Here is an 18,687-nt window from a genome sequence, read left to right as displayed (position 1 = left end):
TTGCCGGCACCCAGGAATGGCGGCATCGGGCGGGCCCGATATGGAATTCACCGTTTCCCGTTCCGCACTTCCATGAATAGTCGGTCGCGTGTTTTCCTGCTGTGGGGAAAGTTTGTCAGCACAGAAACGGGGAGAATCGTGCGCAAACTGTTAATGATCATGGCTGTGGCCGTGCTCGCGATGACGGGCCTGTCCGGGCCGGCCACCGCCCAGACCGCGACCGCCGCCGCGTGGGAGTGCCCGGGAGGGTACGTCTGCTTCTACGGCAGCCAGAACGGGGTCGACAAGATCTGCCAGACCGCCGTCAGCGGGGCTTTCACCTGCAACGGCGTGCGGTCCCTGTTCAACAACGGCTTCGCGGCGCCGGGTCTCGACCACGTCGATCTCTACGGTCCCTCCGGCGGCTACTTCGGCTGCTTCCACTACGGGTGGGCCGAGGGCCGCTACAACGTGGCGACGGGCTTCGCCATCAACATCGCCCGCGTCCAATGGCGTGGTGAATGCCCCGCCGCCGCCACCGAAGCCGACTCGAGGCTGACCCAGGTCTCCTGATTGTGCGGCTTTTTGGGCCCCGCCCGGCAATGCCGGGCAGGGCCCGTCGCCGGATCCGCTAATTGTCGACGGTGCCCGGAATGGCGGTGCGCCGATTTTATGCTGTCCGGGAAACATCACGCGCCCGGAAAAAGGACGCGACGGCGGCCGGGCGGCCGTGGCAGCATGGCGCGGATGGCGGTCAAGGCGGGATACGAGCCGGGCGGCGCGGCGCTGTCCGCGATCGCCCGGCGGCACGGCGTCGATGGCGGCCGGGTGCGGCCGTTGCCGCCGGGGGTGGCCAACCACGTGTTCCTGCTCGGCGACGATCTGGTGCTGCGCGTCCCCCGGGCCGCGGAGTTCCTGCCCGACCTGGTCAAGGAGGCCGCGGTCATCCCGGCGGCGCTGCGCGCCGGCGTGCGCACGCCCGAGGTGGTCGCGTTCGACGACTCCTGCTCCGAGGTGGACGTCCCTTATATGGTGCTCACCCGGGCGCCCGGAACGGATCTCGCCCGGCTCGGCCTTTCCGAGGGCGACGCCGCCGGGCTCTGCCGGGAGGTGGGCCGCGAGCTGGGCAAGCTCCACGGGTCGGCCTCGGTGCCCGCCGGCGTTCCCACGGAGGACGACACGGGAGATCCGTGGGAGCTCACGGGCCGGCTGCTCGCGGAGGGGTGGGTCGACGCCGGGACGGCCCGCCGGCTCACCGGCTGGTTCGACCGGCTGGCGCCGCACCTGCCGGCGAGCCCGTCCCTGGTGCTGGTGCACGGCGACGTCGCCCCGCAGAACCTGCTCGTCTCCCCCGGCACGACGCGGCTGAGCGGGATCGTCGACTGGGGTGACGCCGCCCGCTCCGACCCCGCCGTCGACTTTGCCAAGATGCCGCTGACCTGCGTGCCCGCCCTGCTCGACGGCTACCGGCAGGAGGCCCACGCGCCCGCGCCCGCGTGGGAGGCGCGGATGTTGTGGCTGCATCTCACCTGGGCGCTGGGCCGGCTCGCGGCTCCGCAGCCGCGGCCGGGCGAGCGCCACTGGACCGCCCCGCCGGCCAGCCGCATCCTGGGCCTGCTGCACTTCTTCGCCGCGGCCCCGCCCGCCCCTTGGTCGGACCTGACCTGACCGGCGAGCAGGGCGTTTCTCAGCGGGTCGGGCGGGAGGGGACGAACGGGGCCCGGCGGGAGAGCTCGACGGCGGCGAAGCCGTCGCGGAGCATCCGCCTCTCGTACTCCCGCTTGGCCTGCGCCAGGGAGGAGCGGCCGGCCAGCAGCCGCGCCAGCAGCGCCGCGTGCTGGAGCGCCACGTTCGCGCCGTCGCCGCGGCCCGGCGACATGGTGTGGATCGCGTCGCCGAGCAGGGTCACCGCCGGCTCGTCCCACGGCTGGACGGGGCGGGCCGAGGTGATCGGGACGCCGAACGTGCCGGGCACGTCGGCAGCGGCGACGATCTCGCCGGGCGCCGGGTGCCAGCTCTCCACCGTGCGGGCGGCCAGCCGGTGCAGCTCCTCCGGCGCGGACGGGCGTTCGCCGCCGGCGGGGGTGGCGACCATCCAGGAGAAGTAGCCCGGGACGTCGGTCAGCCGGGCGCGGGGCGCCAGGCGCGCGGCCGCCCGGGACGGGGCCTCGGCGGTGCGGCAGGTGGCCACGGAGAAGGCGGTGCCGTCCGGCGCGATGACCCGGTTGAAGCTGTCGACCAGCTCCGGCGGGACGCGGTCCAGCAGCGCGGGGGTGATCGGGGTGCGGCCCCACACGGCCCAGGCGAGCTCGTCGACGACGGCGTCCGGGACGAGCTGCCGCCGCACCGCCGAACGGGTGCCGTCGGCGCCGACGAGCAGGTCGCCCACGGCGTGCGAGCCGTCGGCGAACACGGCGCGGACGCGGCCGTCGGGCAGCGGCTCGTAGTGGTCGAGCGCCGAGCCGAACCGGACGGCGTCCTCCAGACCGGTCAGCAGGATCTCCCTGAGGGTCAGCCGGTTCACCCCGAACGGGGCGTCCTCGCCGTCCGGCGCCGGCGGGACGGGCCGCTGGAACTTCGGCCGGAGCCGCTCGTCCATGAAGATCATGTGGGTGGCCGTGCGGATGGCGGCGGCCCGGCACAGCCGGTGGAGGTCGGCGGGCAGGCACTCGCGCAGGGCCCGGGCTCCGGTCTCCTTGATGCCCAGCCGGTAGCCCTGCCCCCGGATCTCGGGGGACTCGTCGCGTTCGTGGACCTGGACGCTCAGGCCCGAGGCGCGCAGTGCCTGGGCGAGGCAGAGGCCGGCGATCCCACCGCCGGCGACGATGACGTGGAGCGGTGACCGCTCGGTGTGTAAGGGATTCATTGTCGTCAGGGTAACCTGACGGCCTCGAAGGCGTCAAGGCAACCTGACGGCCGGGGAGCCGCTCCGGCTCGGCTAACCTGGCCACCGTGAGCGCCGACACCGACCGTGGCAACGAACTGTGGACGAGGTGGAGCACGTTCCTGGAGCGGATCCAGCTCCAGCACGCGCTGGCCGACGCGCGGTCGGCCGGCCGCCAGGAGGAGGCGGCCCGCCTGGAGGGCAGGCTCGCGGAGCTGCCCGAGATCACGCCGCTGGAGGCGCTCCAGGCCAACGCCGACCTCATGGGCATGCTCACCGCCCAGCGATGGATCGCCATGCGCGTCGCCCAGGCGGAAGGGGCCAGCCTGGAGCAGATCGGGCGGCAGCTCGGCATCTCCAAGCAGTCGGCGTGGGAGTTCATGAAGCGCCGCATCGACGCGCACGAGAACGGCTGAGCCTCGCCCTCACGCCCGGAAACCGCAGAATGCGGGCGCAGGTCCGCCGGGAACGCGGAGAATCGCCGTCTTTCTGCTGCTCGTGTATCGTCGTGAACCATGTTCCGCCCCCTGCAGGCCGGCGAGCCGACCCGGCTGGGTGACTATCGCATCGTCGGCGGCCTGGGCGAGGGCGGGCAGGGCGTGGTCTACCTGGCCGAGCACCCGTCCGGCGAGCGGGTGGCGATCAAGATGCTGCACGCCAGGCTGGCGGTGCGCAGCGAGGCCCGCGAGCGGTTCCTGCGCGAGGTCGACGCGGCCATGCGGGTGGCGGCGTTCTGCACGGCGCGCGTCCTGGACGTCGCGGTCGACGGCGACCGGCCCTACATCGTCTCGGAGTTCATCGACGGCCCGTCGCTGGAGGACTCCGTCCGCGAGCACGGCCCCAGGTCAGGAGGCGCGCTCGACCGCATCGCGGTCAGCACCGCCACGGCGCTGGCGGCCATCCACCGGGCCGGCGTCGTGCACCGCGACTTCAAGCCGTCGAACGTGCTGCTCGGCTCCGACGGCCCCCGCGTGATCGACTTCGGCATCGCGCGCGCCGTCGACATGACCGTCACGGGCGGCGGCTCGGTGGGCACGCCCGCGTACATGGCTCCCGAGGTGATCCACGGCGAGCCGGCGCAGCCCGCGTCCGACGTGTTCAGCTGGGCGGTGACGGTCGGCTTCGCCGCCACCGGCCGCCCGTCGTTCGGCCTGGACACGATGCCCGCGGTGATGTACCGCATCCTGAACGCCGAGCCGGACCTGTACGGCGTGCCCGAGCCGCTGCGCGCGCTGCTCACCCGGTGCCTGGCCAAGGCGCCGCAGGAGCGGCCCACGGCGGCCGAGGTCCTGCACCTCCTCCTCGGCCACGACCGCGGCGAGCCCGCCACCGGCTCCGGCTCCGGCTCCGGCACGCACCCGGCCGCGGCGCCGCCCACCACCGCCATGCCCGGCTGGACCCCCTCCCCCGGCATGACACCGCCCGGATCGCCGCTCGGCACGCCGTCCGGGTCACCGCTCGGGTCTCCGTCCGGGTCACCGCTCGGATCTCCGTCCGGTACGCCGCCGCCCGCCGGGGCGCCGCCGTTCGGAACACCGTCCCCGGGCGCGTCGCCCTACGGCGGCTCGCCGGACGTCCTCACCACGGGCTCCGGCCGCAAGCGGTCCCGGCTCGTGGTCGTCGGCGCGGCCGCGTCCGTGGCGGTGCTCGTGAGCGTGATCGTGGTGGCCCTGCGGGGCGGTACGAACCGGCCGCCCTCGTCCTCCACGCCCCCGGCCGCGGCGACGACGGCCACGACAGCGGTGACGACGGACGCGCCGCCGCCCGCCGCCGCCCGCCCGTACGGCACGAAGCTGGCCAAGATCTCGCTCGGCGGCGAGGTCAACAGCATCGCGATCAGCAAGTACGGCGGCGACCGCGTCGTGGTGGCCGGCGGCACCAAGGGCGTGGCCAGGGTGTGGAAGCTCGGCGCCCGCCCCACCGAGGTCACGGAGCTGGCCGAGCTGGAGAACATCGGCGGCGAGCAGACGGGCGCCGCCGTCGACGTCGGCGAGGTGGACGGGCAGGCGGCCACGTTCAGGCGGCTGCAGAACGGCGGGGTCGTCGTGTCGGCGGCCCAGGGCAACGCGCCGCTCGGCCCCACCTACAAGGGCCACCGGGACATGGTCTACACGATCGCCACCGCCCACGTGGCGGGCAAGACCCTCATGGTCAGCGGCGACCAGGCCGGCGGCGTCCACGTCTGGGACCCGAAGAAGGGCCAGGACACCGGACGCCAGCCCAAGACGACCGGCGGCGACCCGATCTTCGGCGTCGCCACCGGGACGATGGACGGGCATCCGTTCGCGGTGACCGCGTCGGCCGACGACACCGCCCGCGTGTGGAACCTGGAGACGGGCGCCCTGGGCGCCACCTTCCGCGGGCACACCGCCGACGTGTTCGCCGTGGCGACCACCGACATGGACGGCAAGCCGGTCGGCATCACCGGCGGCGCCGACCAGCAGGTCCGGGTGTGGGATCTGGGCAGCGGGCAGGAGGTGGAGTCGTTCTCCGGCCACAACGCCGAGGTCGCCGCCCTGGCGGTGGGCCGGGTGAAGGGCCGCGCGGTCGTCGCCTCCGGCGGGTTCGACGGCACCGTCCGCGTCTGGGACCTGCGCGACGGCAAGCAGATCGGCGACCCGCTGAAGGTCCCGGCCGGGCGCGTCTACTCGGTGGCGATCGCCGAGGACCGCGGGGAGACGTGGCTGGCCGCCGGCGACGTCAAGGGCAACGTCACCGTGTGGAGCCTCGGCCCGGCCTCCCCCTGACGACGCCGGCGTGTCGGCGCGTCCCCCGGCGTCAGCGATCGCGCCGCCCCCACGCGGCGGGGGATGACCGGTTCCGGCCAAGTGCCCGCACTTCACCCGGGCCGGTGGTTGACGTACGTTCGCGACCACCGGATCTCACCGAGGAGGGACATGCTCCCGCGCTCGATCAGGCGCGCCGCGACGGCCGCCGCCTTATCCCTGACCCTCGCCGTTCCCCTGTCCGCCCCTCTGCCCGCCTCCGCCGCCACGGGCGGCGTGCCCGGCGCGCCCGGGATCGGGGACGTGTACTTCCCCGATTACGGGAACGGCGGCTACGACGTCAAGCACTACAGCCTGAAGCTGGACTACCAGCCGGGCGCCGACCGGCTGGAGGGCCGGGCGACGCTGCTGGCCACCGCCACGCAGACGCTGTCGCGCTTCAACCTCGACTTCCTGCTGGACGTGCGGGAGGTCAAGGTCAACGGCCGGGCGGCCGCCTTCGCCAGGACGGGCGCGCACGAGCTGGAGATCACCCCGGCGCGTGACCTGCCCAGGTTCCTGCCGTTCGTCGTCGAGGTGGCCTACGCGGGCGTCCCCAGCTCGGTCGAGGTGCCCGGCATCGTCCGGCCGTGGATCAAGCGGGCCGACGGCGCGCTCGCGCTGGGCGAGCCGGAGGTCGCCTGGTGGTGGTACCCGAGCAACGACCACCCGGCGGACAAGGCCACCTTCGACGTGACGGTCACCGTGCCGGAGGGCAAGCAGGTGATCAGCAACGGTGTGCTCGCCTCCCGGCGCACCGCGCGCGGCACGACGACCTTCCGCTACGTGATGGACAAGCCGATGGCCACGTACCTGGCCATGCTCTACATCGGTGACATCGAGGTGCACCGGACCCGCTCGTCCACGGGCCTGCCGGTGACGACCGCGTACGACGTGACGCTCGGCCCGCGCATGGGGTTCGCGAAGGCCAGCGTCGAGCGCACGCCGGAGGTGATCGCGTGGGAGTCGAGCGTGTTCGGCCGTTACCCGTTCTCCTCGATGGGCGGCTCGGTCGTCAACGAGAACGTGGGCTTCGCGCTGGAGACCCAGTCGCACCCCGTCTACGACTCGGTCTTCTTCGAGACCGGCCCGGACATCAGCGTGGTGGTGCACGAGAACGCCCACCAGTGGTTCGGTGACAGCGTCGCGCTGGAGCAGTGGCGCGACATCTGGCTGAACGAGGGTTTCGCCACCTACGCCGAGTGGCTGTGGTCGGAGAAGGAGGGCACGGGCACCGCGGCCGAGCTGGCCAACGCGCTCTACGACGAGATCCCGGCCGATCACCCCCGGTTCTGGGTGCGGGTTCCGGGCGATCCCAGCCCGGAATTCCTCTTCTACGCCTCGGTCTACTGGCGGGGCGGCATGACGTTGCAGGCGCTGCGCGAGGAGGTCGGCGACCAGGACTTCTTCGCCATTCTCAGGGCCTGGGCGAGGATCGAGCAGCACGGCAACGGAACCACCGCGGAGTTCATCTCCCTGTCGGAGAAGATCTCCGGCGAGCAGCTGGACGCGCTCTTCCAGACCTGGCTCTACACGCCGAGCAAGCCGGCCAGCCCGCCGGGTGCGGTGCCTTCCACCGCCGCCAGGAAGGGGCTCCCGGCCTCCTACGAGAGCCACAAGAGGTTCCACGAGCTGCTGCACGGCCCCGCCTGAGCGGTCCTTCGTGCGCGCGGCGGCACGGCCGCGCGCACGACCCCCGCCTCTCCGGGCCGCTGATACGATTCCGCGCGATGGCGGGTGCGACGAAGGAGACCCGGGTGGCCAGAGCGCGGCGCGTCACGTCCGTCGATGTGGCCCGCGAGGCCGGGGTCTCGCAGACCACGGTCAGCTACGTGCTCAACAACGTGCCGCACCAGAAGATCTCCGAGGAGACCCGGCGGCGCATCCACGCCGCCGTCGAGAAGCTCGGCTACACCCCTTCGGCCGCGGCCCGCACCCTGCGGCTCGGCCGGAGCGACATCGTGCTGCTGCTCGTCGCGAGCATGCCGCTGGGCCCCACGGCCGTCGAGCTGATCGAGCACCTCACCGCCGGCCTCGAACGCCACGGCCTGAGCGTGATCACGCGCATCGAGAGCGGGCGCGGCGCCGGCTCGCTGTGGAAGGACCTGGCGCCGGCCGCCGTGGTCTCCTTCGCCCCCGTCGGCAGGGAGCAGCGGGCGGACCTGCGGGCCGCCGGCACGTACGTGGTCGACGTCTGGGGCGACAGCGACGGCGAGCCGAACGTCCTGACGCGCGGGCAGCTCCGCATCGGCCTGATGCAGGCCGCCCACCTGGCCGCCAAGGGGCACACCCGGGTCGGCTACGCCAGCCCCGCCGACCCGCGCCTGCGCGCCTTCTCCGAGCCGCGCCTGGAGGGCGTCCGGCAGGGCTGCGCCGAGCACGGCCTGGCCCCTCCGGACGTGCGGGAGGTCGCGCTGGACGTCGGGGCGGCGACCGCCGCGGCGCGGGCGTGGCAGGCGGCGGGCGTCACCGCCGTGTGCGCGTTCAACGACGAGGTCGCCATCGCCCTGCTGGCCGGGCTGCGCGCCACCGGCCGGCCGGCGCCCGCCGGGCTGGCCGTCATCGGCGTGGACGACATCCCCATGGCCCGCTTCGCCGAGCCGCCCCTCACCACGATCGACCAGCACATGGAGGCCGTCGCCGCCGAGCTGGCCGACGCGGTGCTGCGGGGCCTGGAGAAGCCGGACACGCGCGGCCGCCCGCCCTCGGAGGCCGCGACCCTGGTGATCCGCGACTCGGCCTGATCCTCAGGAGCCGCACGGCCGCGTCGGGGCTCATGAGGGACGTGCCCGCAGCCCGGCGAGTGCCAGGCCGAAGACCCGCTCGCGCTGGGCGTCGTCGGCGTACTCGATGGCGCTGATGCCGGAGAACATCCGCAGCAGGTCGTCGATCGTCGGCTCGGGAGCCGCGGCGCCCGCGCGCTGCGCCCGCTCCAGCAGCGGGCCTCCGGCTTCGCGCATCGCCTTGCGGCAGGCCTGGAAGGTGTCGGTGGAGCGGTTGAGCGCGTCGGCGAAGGCCAGCTTGGTCCTGATGTAGTCGACGAAGCGGCGCAGCCAGGCGGCCGAGCTGATCGAGCGTGAATACGGCCGGCTCGACGTCCTGGTCAACAACGCCGGCGTGCTGCGGCGCAAGACCGCCGCCGAGGTGTCGGCCGGCGACCTGCTCCCGGAGTTCGAGACGAACGTGCTCGGCATGGTGCGGGTCGTCCACGCGATGCTGCCGCTGCTGCGCCGGTCCCCGGCGGCGCGCATCGTCAACGTCTCCAGCGACTCGGCCGTGTTCGCCAAGGCCACCGAGCAGGGCTCGATGTTCGCCCGCTCCCACGAGTCGTTCGCCTACTCGGCGACCAAGGCGGCGGTGAACATGCTGACCGTCAAGTACGCCAACGCCTTCGCCGACGTTCCCGGCACGGCCCACATCAAAATCAACGCCGTCACGCCGGGCTACGTCGCGACCGGCCTCAACGGCTTCAAGGGCGAGCGCACCCCGGACGAGGGCGCCCGCGCGGTCGTCCACTGGGCCACGGTCGGCGCCGACGGCGAGTCGGGCGGCTTCTTCGACGACAGCGGCCGCATGCCCTGGTGAGCCCGCGAGCCCCGGGCATCGGGATACTCCGCGCCGGGCTCCTGGTCGAGCGCCGTCCGTCCCGCTCGAAAGCTCGTGACCCGCGCTGCGCGGAAGCGTAGGATCGCGTCGCGAAGCGATGCGGATTCCCCCCGGCGTCTCCTTGAGGAGGGCCCATGCACTCTTCCTACGGAGATCACGAGTACCGCCCGCCGCCCCCGGTCCCCGCGACGCCGACGTCAGGGGTCGCCGTCGCCAGCCTCATCTTCGGCATCATCGGGTTCGTGGGGAGCTGGTGCCTGTTCGGCATCCCGTCCCTCGTGGCCGTCGTGCTGGGGCATGTCGCGGCGAGGCAGACCAAGCGCGGCACGAAGGGCGGGCACGGCATGGCGGTGGCCGGGCTCGTCCTCGGCTACCTCGTGATCGTTCCCGCTCTCGTCGTCTCCGGCTTCCTGCTCGCCAACCCCTCGATGGTCGCCGAGTGGATCAACCAGACGCTCTCCGGCGTGCGGTTCTGACGACGTTCACGTGCGCGCGTCCTCGGCGAGCGCGGGCACGAGGGAGGCCAGGAAGTCCCTGATCGCGCGCTCCATCCGCACCGAGTCGCGGTCGAACAGCCACTGGGCCTGCACGCCGTTGATGAGCGCGATCGTCATCGTGGCCAGCGTCTCCGGGTCGCCGGCCGAGCGCAGCTCCCCGCGCTCGGCCAGGGCCTGGAACGCCATGGCGTAGAAGCGGCGCAGCATCCGGTAGCGCTCGGTGTAGCAGGCGTGCGCCGGATGGTGCGGCCAGGTGGCCTCCCCCGAGACGACGCAGTGCAGCTCCATGAGGCCGGGCTGCAGCTCGTCGTCGAGGATGACGGCGAGCATGCCGCGCAGGCTCTCGACCGGGTTGGCGCTCGCGTCGAGGGCGTGCGCCGACTCCAGGTAGGCGGTGCCGCGCTCGTCGCGCGGCGCCAGCACGGCGGCCAGCAGCTCCTCCTTGCTCGAGAAGTGGTGCAGCAGGCCCGTGTAACTGATGCCGGCGCGCTCGGCGATGTCCTTCATGGTCGCGCCGTAGAAGCCGGCCTGGCCGAAGGCGTCCACGCAGGCCTCGACGACCTTGCGGCGGATCGCCGCCGTCTTGACGTACGGCCCGCGGGCGGCGCTCCGCGTCACGTTCTCCTCCGGCGGCAGCTCGAACCGGCGCCGGCCTGCCGAACCAGTGCAACAACCTGGCCGCGCCGATCAAGGACATCGTGCAGAGGTTCGACCCCGAGGTGGACGCCGTCATCTCCGGGCACACGCACAACCCGTACAACTGCGTGATCAACGGGATCCCCGTCACCCAGACCTCCGCCCGCACGCGCGAAGCTGACCAAGGTCGTGCTCACCGTCGGCCGGGCCACCGGCAACCCGACGGCCGCCAAGGCCGGGAACGTCACCATCACCCACGACATCAGGCCGGACGCCCGGATCGCGATCCAGCCGCCCTACGGCGGCGGCATCGGCGGCGACCTGATCGTCAACCCGACCGGCAACGAGATGTCGAACCTCGTCACGCACGGCAAGGCCCTGCGCGTGCAGCCGTTCGGTAGCATGCTCGTCACCATGACGCTCACCGGCGCCCAGGTGGAGCGGCTGCTGGAGCAGCAGTGGTGCGGCCAGAGCACCGCCCGCGTGCTCGGCGTCTCGCAGGGGCTGACCTCCACCTACGACAACGCCAGGCCCGCGTGCGGCAGGATCGACCCGCCACCGTCAAGCTCGACGGCACCGTGATCGACCCGGCCGCCTCCTACCGCGTGACCGCCAACTCCTTCATCGCGACCGGCGGCGACGGCTTCCCGGTGCGCACCGAGGGGACCGAGCGGGTGGAGAAGGTGCGCGGCATCGAGGCGTTCGAGTCCTGCATCCGCGCCAAGAGCCCGCTCCAGGCTCCGGCGCCGGGGCGCGTCACCCGCGTGAACCGACGACCCGGGGCGGGCTCCGGCGCGGAGCCCGCCCCCGAAGGCGTCAGCCCTTCTCCGCGCCCTGGTTCGGATCGCGGATGAAGTGCCGCTGGAACACGACGAAGATCACCGCGACGGGGACGGTCGCCAGCAGGGCGGCGGCCAGCTTGAGCGGGAACTGGGTGCCGCCGCCGAGCGAGCCGCTGACCAGGTCGGCCAGGCCGCGCGGCAGGGTGAACAGCGCCGGGTCCTGCACGGCGACCAGGGTGTGCGGGAACTCGTTCCACGAGCCCTGGAACGACAGGATCGTCAGCGTGATCAGCGCCGGGCGCGACATGGGCAGCACCACGGACCAGAAGACCCGGAACGGGCCGGCGCCGTCGATGCGGGCCGCCTCCTCGACGCTGCCCGGGATCGACTCGAAGAACTGCTTCATGATGAACACGCCGGTGGCGTCCGCGATGAGCGGGAGGATCAGCGCGAGGTAGGAGTCGTACATGCCGAGCTGGTTCAGGACCAGGAACTTCGGGATGAAGAGCACCACCCCCGGCACCGCCATCACCGCGATCACCGCCGCGAACAGCCCCGAGCGGCCGCGGAAGCGCAGCCGGGCCAGCGCGTACCCGGCCATCGAGTCGAGCAGCACCCGCCCCAGCGTGACCACCACCGTCACCAGCAGCGAGTTCGCCAGCCAGACCGGCATGTCCGTGCCCAGGAACACCCGCTCGAACGCCGACAGCGTGGCCGGGTGCGGAAGGGGGGACAGCGGGTTGGCGGCGGCGTCGGGGTCGGTCTTGAAGGAGTTGGCGACCTGGATGACGAACGGGTAGACGAAGACGACCGAGAAGACGGCCAGGAGGATGCCTCTCATGGCTTTCATGCCCTGCGCTCCCTCATGACCCACCGCTGCACCAGCGTCAGCACCACGATGATCAGGAAGAGCACGAACGAGATCGCCGTGCCCGCGCCGTAGTCGAAGTCGCGGAAGGCCGTCCGGTACGACAGGAACGCCGGCGTCAGCGTCGTCTTGGCCGGATCGCCCTGGCTCATCACGTAGATCTGGTCGAAGACCTGCCACGTGCCGATCAGCCCGAGCGTCAGCACCAGGAACATGGTCGGCTTGAGCATCGGCAGCGTCACCCGGCGGAAGCGCTGCCACCGGGTGGCGCCGTCGAGCATGGCCGCCTCGTCCAGCGCCTTCGGGATGTTCTGCAGCGCCGCGAGGAACATCAGCATGAACGTCCCCGACGTCGTCCACACGACGAGCACGATGATCGCGCACATCGCCACGCTGGGCCCCGCCAGCCAGTCCCACCAGGTCAGGCCGAGCAGGCCGTGCTCGGTGAGCGCCGCGGGCGGCTCGCCGACGAGGAGCTGGATCACCCCGCGCGGGTCGGAGAACCACTGCGGTCCCCGCACGCCGGCCAGGGCCAGGAGCTGGTTGACCGCCCCCGAGTTGCTGAAGATGAACAGGAACACCACGCTGATCGCCACGGAGCTGGTCACCGAGGGGAAGTAGAACGCGGTGCGGAAGAACGCCCGGCGCCGGTTCACCACGAGGGCGAGGAAGAGCGCGAGCGCCGTCTGCAGCGGCACCACCGCGGCGACGTAGTAGACGTTGTTGCGGAGGCTGGTCATGAAGTTCTCGCGGGCCAGGCCGTCCTCGGTGAACAGCCGGGCGTAGTTGTCCCCGCCCACGAACGGCACGCCGGCGCGGAACGGGCTGCCCTGCCCGTTCCATCCCGTCAGGCTGACCCACAGCGCCATGAGGATCGGCAGCAGCAGGAACAGCCCGAGGATCGCCACGACCGGCGCCACGAAGAGCCAGCCCGCGAGGTTCTCCCTGGTACGACTGCGCATGACGTCAGCCGCGCACACTCTCGGTGTTCTTCTGCAGCCGGGCCAGGAGCTGCTTGGGGTCGCTGGTCGCCAGCTTCTGCAGCCCCGAGTCGAAGTCGGACAGGACGCTGTCCATCTTGGGGGCGTTGACCGGGCCCTGCGCGTAGTCGGCGCCGGCCACGAAGGCCGCGTCGCCGGGGAACTCCTTCAGGTAGGCGTCCTTGGCCGACTGGCGCGAGGGCATCACGCCGAAGGCCCGCGCGAACGCGAGCTGCTGGTCGGCCTTGGTCATCGCCTCGACGAAGCTGATCGCCGCGTCCTTGTGCCGCGACTTGGCGGAGATGCCCCAGCAGTTGCTGAACGACAGCGTGCCCTTGCCCTTGGGGCCCGCGGGCAGCTCGTGCACCGAGAAGCGCACGTCAGGGTAGTCGGCTTTCATCGCGCCCCGGATCCAGTTGCCCTCGATGGTCATCGCGGCCTTGCCCTTGCCGAACGCCTCGCCGCCCCAGTCGGCGTCGAGCGCCCTGGCGTACTGGGCCTGCTTGACGGTGAGCAGGCCCTTGACGTACTCCAGCGCGGCGAGGTTCTGCGGGCTGTCGCCGGTGGCCTGCTTGCCGTCGGGGCTGGTGATCCAGCCGCCGGCCTGCACCATGAAGACGCCGACGCGGTCGCGGGTGTCGCCGAACACCAGCGGCGTCACGCCCTTGATCCTCTTGGTGACGGCGGTCAGCTCGTCCCAGGTCGTGGGGATGTCGTCATCGGTGAGGCCGTTCTTCTTCCACAGCTCGTCGTTGACGACCAGGGCGAGCGTGGAGAAGTCCTTGGGCGCGCAGTAGAAGCGGCCGTCGTAGGTGAACGTCTCACGCAGCTTCGGGTAGAAGTCCTGGCTGGCGGAGATCCGGTCGGCGTACGGCTCCAGGGCGCCGACGCTGGCGTAGTCGGCGAAGCGGGAGGCATCGACGTAGAACACGTCCGGCGGGTTGCTGCCGGCCAGGGCCTGCCCGAGCTGCTGGTGGATGTCCTGGGCGGGGGTCACGGTGGCGGTGTTGCCGCTGGCCTTCGCCCACGCCTGCGCCGCCTGCTTGACGGCGTTCGTCTCGGCGTCGCCCGAGGAGGCCATGAGGATCTGGAGGGCGGCCGGGCCGGCGCTCTGCTGCGGCGCCGGCTGGCGGTCATCGAACCCGCTGCCGCAGGCCGTGAGAGACAGCAGCACGGCCGTCGCCGCCGGGATCGTGAGGCTCTTCATGAGCGAGGCTCCTTTCGGATGACCAGAGAGGGGGTGAGCAGCACGTGCGTCGCGGCGGGCCGATCGGGCAGCCGATCGGGCAGCCGGTCGGGCAGCCGGCCGGACAGCCGGCTGGTCAGCAGCTCCACGCAGCGTGCCGCCGCCTCGGTGAGCGGCTGGCTGACGCTGGTGAGCCCGACGGCCGCGGCCACGGGCGTGTCGTCGAACCCGACGACGTCGGGGACGACCTGCAAGGCGCCGAGCGCCACCGAGTCGCTGACGCAGACCAGGGCCGTCGCGCCGCGCTCCACCAGCTCGCGCGCGGCCGCCTGCCCCTGGGCCGACGACCCGTCGGTCTCCAGGACGAGGCCGGCGTCGAGCTGGTGCGCGGCCAGCGCCCGCTCCCAGCCGGCCCTGCGGTCGTCGCCGACGCCGGAGCCGGGCTCCCAGCCGATGAAGCCGATGCGGCGGTGGCCCGCGTCGAGCAGGTGGCGGGTGGCCGTCTCGGTGCCGGCGGCGCCGTCCACGTCCACCCAGGGATGCACGCCCTCCGGCGCCCCCCACGGCCGGCCGAAGCTGACGAACGGCAGGCCGCGCCCGGCCAGCCAGGCGGCCCGCGGGTCGCCGTGATGGGTGCTGGTCAGCACGAACCCGTCGGGCTCGAACTCGCCCAGGAGCTGGTCGATCGTGTCGATCTCGGCCCGGTCGTCGGCCGCGGTGTAGAGCAGCACGCGGTAGCCGGACCGCGCGGCCGACTCGGTGAGGCCGTGCAGGAAGCGGTCGAAGACGTTCATGCCGTCCTGCGTGGTCTCGATCCGCACGGCCAGCAGCCGCGAGCGGCCGGTGCGCATCTGCCGGGCGGCGGCGCTGACCCGGTAGCCGAGGGCCTCGACGGCGTCCAGCACGCGCTGCCGGGTCTCCTCCTTGACCACTTCGGGGGAGTTCAGCACGTTCGACACGGTCTGTCGGGACACGTTGGCGTAGCGAGCCACGTCGGCGATCGTCACCTTTGACGCCATATGTGTCCTTTCTGGGGGTTTGATCGATCCAAAAGGCGTGTGCCAAGATTAGATCGTTCAAATCAACGGAGTGTCAAGGGGCCCTCACCGTGCACGACCACCGTCTGCAACCGCTGCTGCACGACCTCGTCTCCACCGTCCGGGCGCCGACGACCGCGCTCAGCGGCACCGACGGCCAGATCAGGCCCGCCGGGGTGCAGGGGCTCTTCCACGCCGACGCGCGGGTGCTCTCCCAGGCCGGGCTGCTCGTCGACGGCCGCGAGCCGGAGCCTGTCGCGCACGCCGTCCCGGCGCCCGGTCTCTCCCGCTTCGTCTCCCTGGCCCGCTGGCTCGGCGACCCCACCGCCGATCCGACGGTACGCATCGACCGCGTCCGCCACGTCACGCCCGGCGCGATGGACGAGGAGATCACCGTCACCTCCACCGCGGCCGAGCCCGTCACCTGCACGGTCACGCTCACGCTGGCGTGCGACCTGGCCCCCGTCGAGGTGGTCAAATCCGGCAGGACCGCCGCCCCGCTCCCGGCCTCGGTCGCCGGCGGCACGCTGACCTGGCACTCCGGCCGGACCCGCGTCACCGCCCTCTTGGGGGCGGAGGACGGTGGAAAGGGCGACGGCAGGCCAGGCGCCACTTCAAGCATGAGTACCGGAGGTGCCGAGGTCGCAAACGCGAGCACAGGCGCAGACCCGGGCGCGAACGCAGACGCAGACCCGGGCGCGGGCACAAGCGCGGGCGCGGGCGTCGTTGCCGGCGAAGGTGGGGCCGTGCTCCGGTGGCGGGTGACCGTTGCGCCCGGGCGGGCCGTGACGCTGCGGTGGGGGGTGCGGGTCGAGGATCCGGAGGCCGTCGTGGCGGCGCCGGCCGGCGGCCCCGAGTGGAGCCGGCCGCGGGTCGAGGCCGACGACGCCCGCCTGGTACGCCTGGCCCGCCAGTCACTCGACGACCTGGAGTCGCTGCGGCTCACCGAGGCCGAGGCGCCGGGCGACACGTTCCTCGGCGCGGGCGTCCCCTGGTTCCTGACGCTGTTCGGCCGCGACAGCATCTGGGCCGCCCGCATGCTGCTCCCCCTGGGGACCCGCCTGGCCGCGGGCACCCTGCGCGTGCTGGCCCGCCGCCAGGGCACCAAGGTGGACGCGACCTCCGGCGAGGCCCCCGGCAAGATCATGCACGAGCTGCGCCGCCACGACTACGACCTCGAGACCAGCGGCCTGCAGCTGCCCGCCGCCTACTACGGCACCATCGACGCCACCCCGCTGTGGATCTGCCTGCTGCACGACACCTGGCGGTGGGGCCTGCCGGACGCCGAGGTGGCCGCGCTGCTGCCCGCCCTGGAGGCCGCGCTCGGCTGGCTCGGCTCCGACGGCGACGCCGACGGTGACGGCTTCCTGGAGTACATCGACACCAGCGGGCGCGGCCTGGCCAACCAGGGCTGGAAGGACTCGGGCGACGCGGTCCGCTTCCACGACGGCTCGCGGGCCGAGCCGCCGATCGCCCTGGCCGAGGTGCAGGGGTACGCGTACGAGGCGGCCGTGGCGGGCGCGGCGCTGCTGGAGGCGTTCGGCCGGCCGGGCGCCGACCGGTGGCGCGACTACGCGGGCAGGCTGGCCGAGCGGTTCCGGGAGCGGTTCTGGGTGGCGGGCGGCTACCCGGCCCTGGCCCTCGACCGGGACAAGCGTCCGGTGGACGCGCTGACCAGCAACATCGGCCACCTGCTCGGCACCGGCCTGCTCACCGCCGAGGAGGAGCTGCGGATCGCGCGCACGCTGACCGATCCGGCCATGTCCGGCGGTTTCGGCCTGCGGACGATGTCGGCCGCCGACGCCGGTTTCAGCCCGCTCTCCTACCACTGCGGCTCCGTCTGGACGCACGACACCGCGATCGTGATCTCCGGGCTGGCCCGGTCGGGGCACGGCGGCGTGGCCGCGGACCTGGCCGCCGACCTCACGCGGGGGCTCCTGTCGGCGGCCGAGACGTTCGGTTACCGGCTGCCGGAGCTGCACGCGGGCGACGACCGCACGCTGATGGGGCGGCCGGTGCCGTACCCGGCGGCGTGCCGGCCGCAGGCGTGGTCGGCGGCTGCCGCCGTCGCGATCCTGCACGCCGCCACGGGCCTGTACCCGGACGTGCCGTCGGGCCGCACGACCCTGCGCCCGCTGCCCGGCGCCCCGCTGGGCGCGCTGTCGGTACGCGGGCTGCGCGTGGCCGGCTCCCCGGTGGACGTGACGATCGACCGCTCCGGCACGCCCCAGGTCACAGGCTTGCCGGCGGGCATGGAGCCGCGCCCCGCCGAGTGACCCGGCACGTCCCCGACGCCCAGCGACGCGGGAGGACGACGCGCACGCGGCAGCCACCGGTGCGAGATGAGGCCAAGACGGCACGGCGGCGCACACGCCCGGCGCCACAAGACGGCACGGTGGGCGGCGGTCGCGGAGGGGGCCGCCGCCCGCCGGGGAATCACTCGGAGGAGAAGGCGGCGTCGAAGGAGGCGGCCGGTGGGGTGATGGCGTTGAGCGCGCGGATGTAGGCGAGGGATTCCGGCGCGCCGTGCAGCCGGTCCATGCCCGCGTCCTCCCACTCGATGGAGATCGGCCCGTCGTACCCGATGTGGTTGAGCGCGCGGAAGCACGTCTCCCAGGGCACGTCGCCCCGCCCGGTGGAGACGAAGTCCCAGCCGCGGCGGGGGTCGGCCCAGGCGAGGTGGGAGGCGAGCCGGCCGCGCCGCCCGTCGCGGCCGGCGACGCGGGCGTCCTTGCAGTCGACGTGGTAGATGCGGTCGGCGAAGTCGAGGATGAACCCGGCCGGGTCGAGGTCCTGCCACACCATGTGGGAGGGATCCCAGTTGAGGCCGAACGCGGGCCGGTGGCCGATGGCCTCCAGCGTGCGCACGGTGGTGTGGTAGTCGTAGGCGATCTCGCTCGGGTGCACCTCATGGGCGAAGCGCACGCCCACCTCGTCGAAGACGTCGAGGATGGGGTTCCAGCGGTCGGCGAAGTCGGCGTACCCGGCCTCGATCATCGACGGCGGGACGGGCGGGAACATGGCGAGGGTGTGCCAGATGGAGGAGCCGGTGAAGCCGACGACGGTGGTGACGCCGAGTGCGGCGGCGGCCCGGGCGGTGTCCTTGATCTCTTCGGCGGCGCGCCGCCGCACGCCTTCGGGCTCGCCGTCGCCCCAGATGCGGGCGGGCAGGATGCCTTTGTGCCGCTCGTCGATGGGGTGGTCGCAGACGGCCTGGCCGACGAGGTGGTTGGAGATGGTCCACACGCCGAGGTTGTACTTGGCCAGGGTCTCTTTCTTGCGTTCGATGTAGGAGTCGTCCGCGAGGGCCTTGTCGACCTCGAAGTGGTCGCCCCAGCAGGCGATCTCCAGGCCGTCGTAGCCCCATTCGGAGGCCAGCCGGCAGACCTCCTCGAACGGCAGGTCCGCCCATTGTCCGGTGAACAGGGTGATGGGTCTGGTCATGAAGTCCTCCACGGTGATCAGGG

At 72.8% G+C, this 18,687-nt stretch carries 19 protein-coding genes; 11 read left to right on the top strand and 8 right to left on the bottom strand.

Annotated features, from left to right (window positions below):
* The first annotated feature begins 138 nt into the window (after positions 1–138).
* Positions 139–552 (top strand): peptidase inhibitor family I36 protein, encoded by a 414-nt coding sequence (locus tag HCN51_RS23600; RefSeq protein WP_168011626.1) that lies wholly within the window; start codon positions 139–141, stop codon positions 550–552.
* Positions 553–726: 174 nt separating this feature from the next.
* Complete coding sequence (locus HCN51_RS23595) at positions 727–1,647, top strand: phosphotransferase family protein (protein WP_168011625.1); 921 nt, start codon at positions 727–729, stop codon at positions 1,645–1,647.
* Positions 1,648–1,666: 19 nt separating this feature from the next.
* On the opposite strand, the gene HCN51_RS23590 is transcribed toward HCN51_RS23595, so the two are convergent.
* A complete protein-coding gene (locus HCN51_RS23590; protein ID WP_168011624.1) occupies positions 1,667–2,845 on the bottom strand; it encodes an FAD-dependent oxidoreductase in 1,179 nt (392 codons plus the stop codon).
* A gap of 86 nt (positions 2,846–2,931) precedes the next feature.
* Between HCN51_RS23590 and HCN51_RS23585 the strand changes: the two genes are divergently transcribed.
* From HCN51_RS23585 to HCN51_RS23570, 4 genes are all read left to right on the top strand, one after another.
* Complete coding sequence (locus HCN51_RS23585; RefSeq protein WP_168011623.1) at positions 2,932–3,279, top strand: hypothetical protein; 348 nt, start codon at positions 2,932–2,934, stop codon at positions 3,277–3,279.
* A 99-nt stretch (positions 3,280–3,378) separates the two neighbouring features.
* Positions 3,379–5,610 (top strand): WD40 repeat domain-containing serine/threonine protein kinase, encoded by a 2,232-nt coding sequence (locus tag HCN51_RS23580; RefSeq protein WP_168011622.1) that lies wholly within the window; start codon positions 3,379–3,381, stop codon positions 5,608–5,610.
* A gap of 150 nt (positions 5,611–5,760) precedes the next feature.
* On the top strand, positions 5,761–7,281 hold the full coding sequence (locus HCN51_RS23575; RefSeq protein ID WP_206067574.1) for a M1 family metallopeptidase: 1,521 nt from the start codon (positions 5,761–5,763) through the stop codon (positions 7,279–7,281).
* A gap of 77 nt (positions 7,282–7,358) precedes the next feature.
* Positions 7,359–8,372, top strand: a complete 1,014-nt coding sequence (locus HCN51_RS23570) for a LacI family DNA-binding transcriptional regulator (RefSeq protein WP_168011621.1) — start codon at positions 7,359–7,361, stop codon at positions 8,370–8,372.
* Positions 8,373–8,402: 30 nt separating this feature from the next.
* Here HCN51_RS23570 and HCN51_RS23565 read toward each other — a convergent pair whose 3' ends face one another.
* Positions 8,403–8,735, bottom strand: coding sequence for an SbtR family transcriptional regulator (locus HCN51_RS23565; protein ID WP_168011620.1), 333 nt, complete (start codon positions 8,733–8,735; stop codon positions 8,403–8,405).
* Between HCN51_RS23565 and HCN51_RS23560 the strand changes: the two genes are divergently transcribed.
* Together HCN51_RS23560 and HCN51_RS23555 are read left to right on the top strand one after the other, a co-directional pair.
* Positions 8,695–9,213 carry an SDR family NAD(P)-dependent oxidoreductase gene (locus tag HCN51_RS23560; RefSeq protein ID WP_168011678.1) on the top strand — a complete coding sequence of 173 codons (519 nt, stop codon included), beginning with the start codon at positions 8,695–8,697 and terminating at the stop codon, positions 9,211–9,213. The genes HCN51_RS23565 and HCN51_RS23560 overlap by 41 nt on opposite strands.
* A 155-nt stretch (positions 9,214–9,368) precedes the next feature.
* A complete protein-coding gene (locus HCN51_RS23555) occupies positions 9,369–9,710 on the top strand; it encodes a DUF4190 domain-containing protein (RefSeq protein ID WP_168011619.1) in 342 nt (113 codons plus the stop codon).
* Positions 9,711–9,716: 6 nt separating this feature from the next.
* On the opposite strand, the gene HCN51_RS23550 is transcribed toward HCN51_RS23555, so the two are convergent.
* Positions 9,717–10,349, bottom strand: a complete 633-nt coding sequence (locus HCN51_RS23550) for a TetR family transcriptional regulator (protein WP_168011618.1) — start codon at positions 10,347–10,349, stop codon at positions 9,717–9,719.
* A gap of 207 nt (positions 10,350–10,556) precedes the next feature.
* Between HCN51_RS23550 and HCN51_RS58160 the strand changes: the two genes are divergently transcribed.
* Together HCN51_RS58160 and HCN51_RS58155 are read left to right on the top strand one after the other, a co-directional pair.
* Positions 10,557–10,949, top strand: coding sequence for a 5'-nucleotidase C-terminal domain-containing protein (locus HCN51_RS58160; RefSeq protein ID WP_206067572.1), 393 nt, complete (start codon positions 10,557–10,559; stop codon positions 10,947–10,949).
* A complete protein-coding gene (locus HCN51_RS58155) occupies positions 10,904–11,221 on the top strand; it encodes a 5'-nucleotidase C-terminal domain-containing protein (RefSeq protein WP_206067570.1) in 318 nt (105 codons plus the stop codon). The genes HCN51_RS58160 and HCN51_RS58155 overlap by 46 nt, the downstream gene beginning before the upstream one ends.
* On the opposite strand, the gene HCN51_RS23540 is transcribed toward HCN51_RS58155, so the two are convergent.
* The 4 genes from HCN51_RS23540 to HCN51_RS23525 are packed head-to-tail and all read right to left on the bottom strand — an operon-like array spanning position 11,184 to position 15,202.
* Positions 11,184–11,999, bottom strand: a complete 816-nt coding sequence (locus HCN51_RS23540; RefSeq protein ID WP_168011617.1) for a carbohydrate ABC transporter permease — start codon at positions 11,997–11,999, stop codon at positions 11,184–11,186. The genes HCN51_RS58155 and HCN51_RS23540 overlap by 38 nt on opposite strands.
* Positions 11,996–12,979 carry a carbohydrate ABC transporter permease gene (locus HCN51_RS23535; protein ID WP_168011616.1) on the bottom strand — a complete coding sequence of 328 codons (984 nt, stop codon included), beginning with the start codon at positions 12,977–12,979 and terminating at the stop codon, positions 11,996–11,998. Before HCN51_RS23535 ends, HCN51_RS23540 begins: the two co-directional genes overlap by 4 nt.
* A gap of 4 nt (positions 12,980–12,983) precedes the next feature.
* Positions 12,984–14,204 (bottom strand): sugar ABC transporter substrate-binding protein, encoded by a 1,221-nt coding sequence (locus HCN51_RS23530; protein ID WP_168011615.1) that lies wholly within the window; start codon positions 14,202–14,204, stop codon positions 12,984–12,986.
* The gene (locus HCN51_RS23525) at positions 14,201–15,202 is read right to left on the bottom strand and encodes a LacI family DNA-binding transcriptional regulator (protein WP_168011614.1); all 1,002 of its coding nucleotides are present in this window, start codon (positions 15,200–15,202) and stop codon (positions 14,201–14,203) included. Before HCN51_RS23525 ends, HCN51_RS23530 begins: the two co-directional genes overlap by 4 nt.
* Before the next feature lie 89 nt (positions 15,203–15,291).
* On the opposite strand from HCN51_RS23525, the gene HCN51_RS23520 reads away from it, so the two are divergent.
* Positions 15,292–17,496 carry a glycogen debranching N-terminal domain-containing protein gene (locus HCN51_RS23520; RefSeq protein ID WP_168011613.1) on the top strand — a complete coding sequence of 735 codons (2,205 nt, stop codon included), beginning with the start codon at positions 15,292–15,294 and terminating at the stop codon, positions 17,494–17,496.
* Between the two features lie 160 nt (positions 17,497–17,656).
* Here HCN51_RS23520 and HCN51_RS23515 read toward each other — a convergent pair whose 3' ends face one another.
* On the bottom strand, positions 17,657–18,664 hold the full coding sequence (locus HCN51_RS23515; protein WP_168011612.1) for a sugar phosphate isomerase/epimerase family protein: 1,008 nt from the start codon (positions 18,662–18,664) through the stop codon (positions 17,657–17,659).
* Between the last annotated feature and the right edge of the window lie 23 nt (positions 18,665–18,687).

The sequence above is a fragment of the Nonomuraea composti genome, from assembly GCF_012034275.1.
Taxonomy (GTDB): Bacteria; Actinomycetota; Actinomycetes; order Streptosporangiales; family Streptosporangiaceae; genus Nonomuraea; species Nonomuraea composti.
Note: the sequence above shows the minus strand (reverse complement) of the source record. Positions and strands in the feature narration are given on the sequence as shown.

Bases quoted from the DNA above. Each gene is read 5' to 3' on its own strand.
- HCN51_RS23515 (WP_168011612.1), bottom strand. From the start codon at position 18,664: ATGACCAGACCCATCACCCTGTTCACCGGACAATGGGCGGACCTGCCG.
- HCN51_RS23595 (WP_168011625.1), top strand. From the start codon at position 727: ATGGCGGTCAAGGCGGGATACGAGCCGGGCGGCGCGGCGCTGTCCGCG.
- HCN51_RS23555 (WP_168011619.1), top strand. From the start codon at position 9,369: ATGCACTCTTCCTACGGAGATCACGAGTACCGCCCGCCGCCCCCGGTC.
- HCN51_RS23535 (WP_168011616.1), bottom strand. From the start codon at position 12,979: ATGCGCAGTCGTACCAGGGAGAACCTCGCGGGCTGGCTCTTCGTGGCG.
- HCN51_RS23525 (WP_168011614.1), bottom strand. From the start codon at position 15,202: ATGGCGTCAAAGGTGACGATCGCCGACGTGGCTCGCTACGCCAACGTG.
- HCN51_RS23590 (WP_168011624.1), bottom strand. From the start codon at position 2,845: ATGAATCCCTTACACACCGAGCGGTCACCGCTCCACGTCATCGTCGCC.
- HCN51_RS23530 (WP_168011615.1), bottom strand. From the start codon at position 14,204: ATGAAGAGCCTCACGATCCCGGCGGCGACGGCCGTGCTGCTGTCTCTC.
- HCN51_RS23570 (WP_168011621.1), top strand. From the start codon at position 7,359: ATGGCGGGTGCGACGAAGGAGACCCGGGTGGCCAGAGCGCGGCGCGTC.
- HCN51_RS23580 (WP_168011622.1), top strand. From the start codon at position 3,379: ATGTTCCGCCCCCTGCAGGCCGGCGAGCCGACCCGGCTGGGTGACTAT.
- HCN51_RS23540 (WP_168011617.1), bottom strand. From the start codon at position 11,999: ATGAAAGCCATGAGAGGCATCCTCCTGGCCGTCTTCTCGGTCGTCTTC.
- HCN51_RS23575 (WP_206067574.1), top strand. From the start codon at position 5,761: ATGCTCCCGCGCTCGATCAGGCGCGCCGCGACGGCCGCCGCCTTATCC.